An 8,047-nucleotide genomic window follows, 5' to 3' on the forward strand; every position below is an offset into this window, starting at 1 on the left:
ATTGCTCATTTCACTATTATAATCCAATCCATCCATTCTAAAACCAACTGATGTTCCTAATTTAGAATTCAAGTATTTTTTTGATATTTGACCAAACAAACTATATTTCACCAAAGTTATTTCCGAAGAAAAATCTATTTCTGAAACTCCACTTGTAGAAGCTATTTTTTGATACGTAGCATTGGTATAAATGGCATTTTCTACACCAGCCCCAATATTAATTTTATAATTATGTTCTGTTGAAATTGTATTTTCAAAACGCAATTTATTTTCTACTTCTTTAGATGAGTAATTCAACAATAAATCAGTTGGGCTGTTTGTATTGTTAAAATACTTTTTAGCTTCATTTTCCCATTCGTTTCTACTAACAACTAACTGTTGGGTAGAATTTTTAGCAAAATGCTTATATGAAGCTCCTATAGTGTAATTCCACTGCTCTTGAACCGGAATATTACTCAAAATATAGTTATTCCTTTTTAAAACGTCAATATCAGTAACATTATTGTTCACTTCGGTATTCAATTTAAATTTATCAATAGCTCCCAAACCAATAATACTAATTTCACTTTTTGGTGAAAGTTGATGCTTTACCTTCAATTGAAAATCGTTGTAAGTAGGTAAAAAAGGTAATTTTATTAATTTAAATAATAATTGTAAATAGGACTGACGCGCAGATAAAATAAACGAAGTTTTATTGTTAATTGGACCATCTAAAGTAATTCCAGCATCCGAAGTTCCCAAGGTTGCTCTGGTATTTAATTTATCCGGATTTCCATCCTTTTGTGTAAACTCAATAATAGAACTTAACGCATTGCCTCTATTTGCTTGGAACGAACTTGTATAAAAATCAACATTCCTAATTAAATCGGCATTTATAATTCCTACTGGCCCGCCTGTAGACCCTTGTGTTTGAAAATGATTAATCACTGGAACTTCAATTCCATCTAAATAAAATTTGTTTTCTGATGGCGAGCCTCCTCTAATAATAATATCATTTCTAAATCCCGGATTTGAAGCTACACCTGGCAACGATTGTATTACTTTTAAAACATCCCTATTACCTCCAGGATTTTTTTCAATTTCAACAATTCCTAAAGATTGTTTGGATAAAGGCGTTTCAATATTTTTTTGAAAAGGATTACTTACAACCATAACCTCATTTAAAACCTCAGTATTTTGATTTAATTCTATAAGAATAAAAGGTGTTTTATCATTTGTAACTAAATAATCTTCAGAAAAGCTAGTGATATAACCTAAAAAAGATACTTGAATAGATACATAACCTAAGGGAACGTTAGTAATTTCAAATTCTCCCTTATCATTAGAGACCGCACCTAAATTTGTACCCGTAACTAAAATATTTACATAAGGTAAAAACTCTCTGGTTTTTGCATCTACAATTTTACCTTTTAATACGCCGGTATTCTGAGCAAATAAGAGTGATATCTGAAACACAAATATAAACAATAGCAGTTTTTTTATCATACTATAAAAATTAATCAAGAACAAAGATAAATATTTGTTTAACTATTAGCTAATTTTGTTAAACATTTATTCTATGTACAAAAAAAACCTCAAACGTGTTGTTTGAGGTTTTGTGGTGAGAGGAGGATTCGAACCTCCGAAGCTTGCGCAGCAGATTTACAGTCTGCCCTCGTTGGCCACTTGAGTATCTCACCAAAATTTAATTAAAAAGCTTCTCAATTAAGAGAAGCTTTTTGTGACCGGGCTGGGGCTCGAACCCAGGACCACCTCCTTAAAAGGGAGGTGCTCTACCAACTGAGCTACCAGGTCAATTTTATTCCTTTTTAGCGGGTGCAAATATACAGGTATATTTTAAAAAAACAAACAACTTTACAATTTTGTTTCATTTAAATATGCTTCCCTTACTTTTCGAAATAAATTAGACGAATAAACAAAATTTACAATTGCTTCATTCTCAGTTTTAAAGATCTCTTTATTTGTTCCTTCCCACGCTTTTAACCCATTTTTTAAAAAAACAATTTTTTCTCCAATTTCCATAACAGAATTCATATCATGAGAATTTATAATGGTAATTATTTGATATTCTTGGGTAATTTCTTGAATTAAATTATCTATAACAGTTGCCGTATTTGGATCTAAACCTGAGTTTGGTTCATCGCAAAACAAATATTTCGGATTCATTACAATTGCTCTTGCAATTGCCACACGTTTTTGCATACCACCTGATAATTCTGCCGGAAACTTTTTATTGGCATTTGGTAAGTTTACTCTATTTAAAACAAAGTTAACTCTATCTAACATTTCAGACATTGGTTGATCTCCAAACATTTTTAAAGGAAACATAATATTCTCTTCAACTGTTAAAGAATCATATAAAGCACCACCTTGAAAAACCATTCCAATTTCTTGGCGCAATTGCCTTTGTGTTTTAATATCTAATTCGGTATGCTTTCTTCCATCAAAAGAAATAATTCCACTATCAGGTGTATGCAGTCCAAGTAAACATTTTAAAAAAACTGTTTTACCAGAGCCACTTTGTCCAATAATCATATTTGTTTTTCCCTTTTCAAAAGAAGTAGATATTCCTTTTAAAACTGGAACTCCGTTAAATTCTTTGTATAAATCTGTAACTTCTATCATTATCCTAAAAGCATTTGGGTTAAGAAATAATTTAATAAAATAATCACCACACTTGTCCAAACCACAGCTTGTGTGCTAGCTCTACCAACCTCTAAAGATCCTCCTTTTACATAATATCCGTGATATGCAGGAATGGTTGCAATTACAAATGCAAATACCAACGTTTTTGTTAAAGCATATTTTACAAAATAAGGATTAAAATCTAGCTGAATTCCATAAATATAATCTTCCGTATAAAACAAATCTGTTAAAATACCAGCAACATAACCACCTAAAATTCCTAAAAACATAGCTAAACTAATAAGTAAAGGATAAAAAAACAGCGTTGCAATTATTTTAGGCAATACCAAATAATTTAGTGAATTTATTCCCATAACTTCCAAGGCGTCTATTTGCTCTGTAACACGCATTGTTCCAATACTGGAAGATATATACGACCCTACTTTCCCTGCTAAAATAACACACATAAAAGTGGGTGCAAATTCTAAAATCATAGAACGTTTTGTTGCAAAACCAATTAAATATTTTGGAATAAACGGGCTATCAACATTTAAAGCTGTTTGAATGGCAACAACACCACCAACAAAAAAAGAAATAAAAGTAATAATTCCTAAAGATTTTAAGCCCAAATCTTCTATTTCACGAAATAACATTTCTTTAAAAACTGACCATTTTTGAGGTTTCTTAAAAACCTGCTTTAGCATTAAAAAATACTTACCTATATGCTCTAAATAGTTCATTAAATTTGTTTTTGGCTAAAATATTAAATTAATGTAATGTTTTTCCTTTTTGTAACATAAAATTCATTAAAAGGATAAAAAAACAGTATTTTTGAAAACTAAAATTTCAAGAAGTCTTTTCAAAATGAAAAAAATTATTTTTATCCTATTTATTAGCTTTACTATAACAAATTGTATTGCTGTAAAATCGAAAAAAACAACTATTGTATCACCTATCAAAACAGAAAATACAATAGAAGAATTTAAACGTCCAAAACTAATGGTAGGTGTTATTGTTGACCAAATGCGCTACGATTATTTAATAAAATTTAGCAGTAAATATGGCAATAACGGATTTAAAAGGTTATTGCAAAATGGCTATAATTTAGAAAATGTTCATTACAATTATATTCCAACCTATACTGCTGTTGGTCATACTTCTATTTATACCGGAACCACACCTACAAACCACGGAATTATCTCTAATAATTGGTATGATAAATACGAAAAAGAATACATTTATTGTGTTGATGATAGCAGATATGAAACTGTTGGAGCAAAAACTGGAGGGCAAAAATCGCCGTATAGAATGTTAACTACAACTATAACTGATCAATTGCGTTTAGCTCAAAATATGAACGGTAAATCCATTGGTATTTCTATTAAAGACAGGTCTGCTATTTTACCTGCTGGCCATACAGCAAACGCGGCATATTGGTTTGAAGGTGGTGACGAAGGAAAATTTATTTCAAGTACTTTTTATATGAATGAGTTACCTGAATGGGTTAAAGAATTTAACAACAACGGAAAAGCAAATAATTACTTAAATGGAACCTGGGATACGTTTTATGATATAAACACGTACACAGAAACACTGCCAGACAATAACAATTATGAAGGTTTGTTTAATGGAAAAACAACTCCAACTTTTCCTTATAACTTGGCTGAGTTAAGAAAATTAAATGGTAATTATAGCCTTTTAAAAGCTATTCCTTTTGGAAACTCTATTGTTACAGATTTTGCTGAAGCAACCATAAAAGGTGAAAAATTAGGTTCGAGCAATTTTACAGATTTTTTAGCCATTAGTTATTCAAGTACCGATTATGTTGGACATCAATTTGGAGTTGATGCAAAAGAATTGGAAGACACTTATATTAGAATGGATAAAGAAATTGAACGCCTACTGCAAATTTTAGATACCGAAGTTGGAGCTGAAAATTACACGCTATTTTTAACCGCAGATCACGCGGCGGTTGAAGTACCTGCATATTTAAATTCTTTAAAAATTCCTGGAGGATATTTTAATGATGATGAGTTTAAAACAACCCTTAATAAAATAACTTTAGAACGTTTTAATTCAACTGAATTAATAGAAAACATTTCCAACTATCAAATTTATTTGAATAAAGAAAAAATTAAGGCATTAAAATTAGATGTAAACCATGTATCGCAAGTAATTGCTGATGAAATATTAAACATAAACAATGTTTATAAAACAGTAACTGGACATACTTTACAAACTACAAATTTTGATTTAGGCGTTTTACAAACACTGCAAAATGGGTATAATCAAAAATTTTCAGGTGATATTTTATTTGTGCCAAACCCAACTACCATTTCGTATGATAAAACTGGATCTACACACGGTTCTGGTTACAGTTATGATACACATGTACCATTAATATTTTACGGAAGCGGAATTAAAAAAGGACAATCGGACAATTATTATCCAATTATTGATATTGCTCCAACCATTACAAGTTTCCTTAAAATTACCCAAGCAAATGGTAATACAGGAAAACCTATAATTGAAGTGTTAAAATAAAAAAAAAGCCATCGAACGATGGCTTTTTTTTATTTATTTAAAATCGTTTAATATTTATAAACTACTGCATTAATATTCATTCCTGCACCAACAGAAGCAAAAATTACAATGTCTCCTTTATTTATTTCCTGATTTTCTAATTTCCCTTGTTTTACCAAATCAAATAAGGTTGGCACCGTTGCTACAGAACTATTTCCTAACTTATGAATACTCATAGGCATAACAAATTCTGGAACCGGTTTTTTATACAATCTATAAAAACGCTTTAAAATAGCTTCATCCATTTTTTCATTTGCCTGATGAATCAAAATCTTTTTCACGTCATCAATACCAAATCCACTTTTATCTAAAGCTGTTTTCATGGCTAATGGCACATGGTTTAAACCAAACTCATAAATTTTTCTACCGAACATTTTTATATATTTAATATTCGTTTTATCTGCTTTACTGTACGATTTTCCATAAAACAAATAGTAGCATTCATCAACTGTATATGTTTGCGCTGCATGACTTAAAATACCTGCTTCAGAATCTCCTTCAACAGCTTCAATTACACACGCACCTGCACCATCAGAATAAATCATAGAATCTCTATCAAAAGGATCTATTACTCTTGATAAGGTTTCTGTACCAATAACCAAACATTTTTTTGCAATACCAGCCTTTATATAAGCTTCTGCCTGAATAACACCTTGAATCCAACCTGGACAACCAAAAAGAATATCATAAGCTACACAATTCGCATTTTTAATCTCTAAATTATGCTTAACTCTTGATGCTAAACTTGGCAAAATATCACTTTGAATAGAGCCTGTTTTAACATCTCCAAAATTGTGTGCTACAATAATATAATCTAACGTTTCTTTATCAATTCCAGCATCTTTTATTGCATTTTCAGCAGCTCTAAAAGCCAAATCTGAAGAGTTTAATTCGGGTGTAGCGTAACGCCTTTCTTCTATTCCGGTAATAGACTTAAATTTATCTATTACAATCGCATTCTCGTATTCAAATGGTGTTCCATCTTCATTTAAAAACGTATCATTTAAAAAGTCGGAATTTTTTTTTATGAGAGATGGTATATAACTCCCTGTACCTGTTATAATTGAACTAATTTTCATTCTTTTAAATTAAATTTTAAAATTAAAACCTATTACTTATTCTGTTCAAATAATTTAATTTCCATTACGGTGGCTATCGACAGTGCACGTGATTTTGCAGTGTGCGCCATGCCTCCTAAAAAGAGCTCGTCAACGGAACTATTAAACATTGATAACCAGGCTTTAAAGTGCTTTTTTTCTATTGGTTTTATTTGATGTAAATCTAGGTGCGGTTGCATTGCGTTTTTACGATACCCACCGGTAAAAAATAGTGTGTTTTCCCAAAAATCAACCAACGTTTGAAGATGTTCTTCTAATAAATTCTCATCAAAAAAATCAATAAAAAAATGACGCATTTCTGCGTCATTCATTAATTTGGTATAAAATGTTTTTACAAGTAAGTAAATATCTTCTCTATTTTCAATATCTTTTAACATAGTTATTTTTATAGAAATGATTTATCAAAGGCAATTGGCAATAAATTCAGTAAAGAATCTGTCATAATAACCTTTCCTATTTCACCCATAAAATAAACTTCTATTTTATCTTTTTGTTTTAATTCGTATTCCGACAAAGTTTGTCTGCAACCTCCACAAGGAGCAACAGGCTCATTTAAAATTTGAGATGCAGAACTTGCTGAAATAGCTAATTTCAATATTTTTTTAGTAGGATAATCGGATGAGGCTTTCCATATTGCCACTCTTTCTGCACACATTCCAGATGGATATGCTGCGTTTTCCTGATTATTTCCTTTTATTACTGTGCCATCTTCAAGTAATAAGGCTGCTCCAACTTTAAATTTAGAATAAGGTGCATATGCATTTTGCTTTGCATCTATTGCCGCGTCCATTAATTTTTTTACATCAGCTGGCAATTCATTTATGGAATCAAATACGGTTATTTGAGTTTTTATTTCAACTTTTTCCATTAAACTTTTTATTATTTATTAATATACTTCAAAAAGTTCACCAAAATCAAATGATAAAGAAAACCTTAAGGTATTTTCTAATGGGTTATTAATATCTGAAGCATTAAATAAATAAGAAATATCTAACCTTGAGCTTTTAAATTTAAATCCAGATCCAATGGTAAAATATTTACGTGAACCTTTCATATCACTTTCATTAAAATATCCTGCACGCAACGCAAAAGAATCATCGTACAAATACTCTGCTCCTAATCCCCAGGTAATTTCTTTTAATTCTTCACTAAAACCTCCTGGAGCATCACCAAAAGATGTAAAAATTCCACTAAAGAAACTTACATCATCTTGTGTATACGGGGCCTCACCATCATCATTTACTGAAATGCTTGGAGTTGGCACTAACAATTTATTAAATTCTAAATTTAAACTTACTTTATTGTAAGAATCTAAAATAAAATCAAATCCACCTCCAACTCTTAAGTTTGTAGGAATAAAGTTTTCCTGTCCATCATCAGAATAAGAAACTTTAGGTCCAATATTAGAAACATTAAAACCACCTCTCCAAACACCATTAAAATCGCCGTAATTAGCTTCATCTGATTGAAAATAACCTGAAATATCTACCGCAAATGTATTTACTGGTTTTAATGTTGTATTTCCAGATTTAATTCCTAAATCTGAACGAATGTAACGCATTGTAACACCCATTGAATATGATTCACTTAATTTAAGAGAGTACGAACCGTCTAAAGAGAATTCGTTTAAATTTTCAGTTCCTTGATCACCACCAAATTCATCGGTTAAATCAATTTGTCCTAAATTAAAATAACTTAAACTAGTTGCCCAGGCACTTCTA

8 protein-coding genes and 2 tRNA genes are annotated in these 8,047 nt (G+C 30.5%); 1 reads left to right on the forward strand and 9 read right to left on the reverse strand.

The window, feature by feature from the left end; genetic code table 11:
* The 5 genes from ABY298_RS13405 to ABY298_RS13425 all read right to left on the reverse strand — a co-directional run.
* Positions 1-1,485: carboxypeptidase-like regulatory domain-containing protein (locus ABY298_RS13405; RefSeq protein ID WP_372746569.1), on the reverse strand; the 1,485-nt coding region annotated here is incomplete at its 3' end.
* Between the two features lie 113 nt (positions 1,486-1,598).
* Positions 1,599-1,679, reverse strand: a tRNA-Tyr gene (locus ABY298_RS13410).
* Positions 1,680-1,721: 42 nt separating this feature from the next.
* Positions 1,722-1,794 (reverse strand) — tRNA-Lys (locus tag ABY298_RS13415).
* A 60-nt stretch (positions 1,795-1,854) separates the two neighbouring features.
* Entirely contained in the window at positions 1,855-2,625 is a 771-nt protein-coding gene (locus tag ABY298_RS13420) for an ABC transporter ATP-binding protein (RefSeq protein ID WP_372746570.1), read from the reverse strand.
* On the reverse strand, positions 2,625-3,365 hold the full coding sequence (locus tag ABY298_RS13425; protein ID WP_372746571.1) for an MlaE family ABC transporter permease: 741 nt from the start codon (positions 3,363-3,365) through the stop codon (positions 2,625-2,627). Before ABY298_RS13425 ends, ABY298_RS13420 begins: the two co-directional genes overlap by 1 nt.
* Before the next feature lie 124 nt (positions 3,366-3,489).
* Between ABY298_RS13425 and pafA the strand changes: the two genes are divergently transcribed.
* Entirely contained in the window at positions 3,490-5,169 is a 1,680-nt protein-coding gene (pafA, locus tag ABY298_RS13430; protein WP_372746572.1) for an alkaline phosphatase PafA, read from the forward strand.
* A 47-nt stretch (positions 5,170-5,216) separates the two neighbouring features.
* On the opposite strand, the gene ABY298_RS13435 is transcribed toward pafA, so the two are convergent.
* The 4 genes from ABY298_RS13435 to porV form a co-directional block, all read right to left on the reverse strand.
* Complete coding sequence (locus ABY298_RS13435) at positions 5,217-6,287, reverse strand: 3-oxoacyl-ACP synthase III family protein (protein ID WP_372746573.1); 1,071 nt, start codon at positions 6,285-6,287, stop codon at positions 5,217-5,219.
* Between the two features lie 32 nt (positions 6,288-6,319).
* Positions 6,320-6,703: a group III truncated hemoglobin gene (locus ABY298_RS13440; RefSeq protein WP_372746574.1), complete on the reverse strand. Its 384-nt coding sequence runs from the start codon at positions 6,701-6,703 to the stop codon at positions 6,320-6,322.
* Positions 6,704-6,711: 8 nt separating this feature from the next.
* Complete coding sequence (cdd, locus tag ABY298_RS13445) at positions 6,712-7,194, reverse strand: cytidine deaminase (RefSeq protein ID WP_372746575.1); 483 nt, start codon at positions 7,192-7,194, stop codon at positions 6,712-6,714.
* A gap of 18 nt (positions 7,195-7,212) precedes the next feature.
* The coding region (porV, locus tag ABY298_RS13450) for a type IX secretion system outer membrane channel protein PorV (protein WP_372746576.1) at positions 7,213-8,047 on the reverse strand (835 nt) is incomplete at its 5' end.

The sequence above is a fragment of the Lutibacter sp. genome, assembly GCF_041596795.1.
GTDB lineage: Bacteria > Bacteroidota > Bacteroidia > Flavobacteriales > Flavobacteriaceae > Lutibacter.

What these genes read in the sequence shown, in the direction of transcription:
- ABY298_RS13420 (WP_372746570.1), bottom strand. Translation starts at nt 2,625, where the DNA reads ATGATAGAAGTTACAGATTTATACAAAGAATTTAACGGAGTTCCAGTT.
- ABY298_RS13425 (WP_372746571.1), bottom strand. Translation starts at nt 3,365, where the DNA reads ATGAACTATTTAGAGCATATAGGTAAGTATTTTTTAATGCTAAAGCAG.
- pafA (WP_372746572.1), top strand. Translation starts at nt 3,490, where the DNA reads ATGAAAAAAATTATTTTTATCCTATTTATTAGCTTTACTATAACAAAT.
- ABY298_RS13435 (WP_372746573.1), bottom strand. Translation starts at nt 6,287, where the DNA reads ATGAAAATTAGTTCAATTATAACAGGTACAGGGAGTTATATACCATCT.
- ABY298_RS13440 (WP_372746574.1), bottom strand. Translation starts at nt 6,703, where the DNA reads ATGTTAAAAGATATTGAAAATAGAGAAGATATTTACTTACTTGTAAAA.
- cdd (WP_372746575.1), bottom strand. Translation starts at nt 7,194, where the DNA reads ATGGAAAAAGTTGAAATAAAAACTCAAATAACCGTATTTGATTCCATA.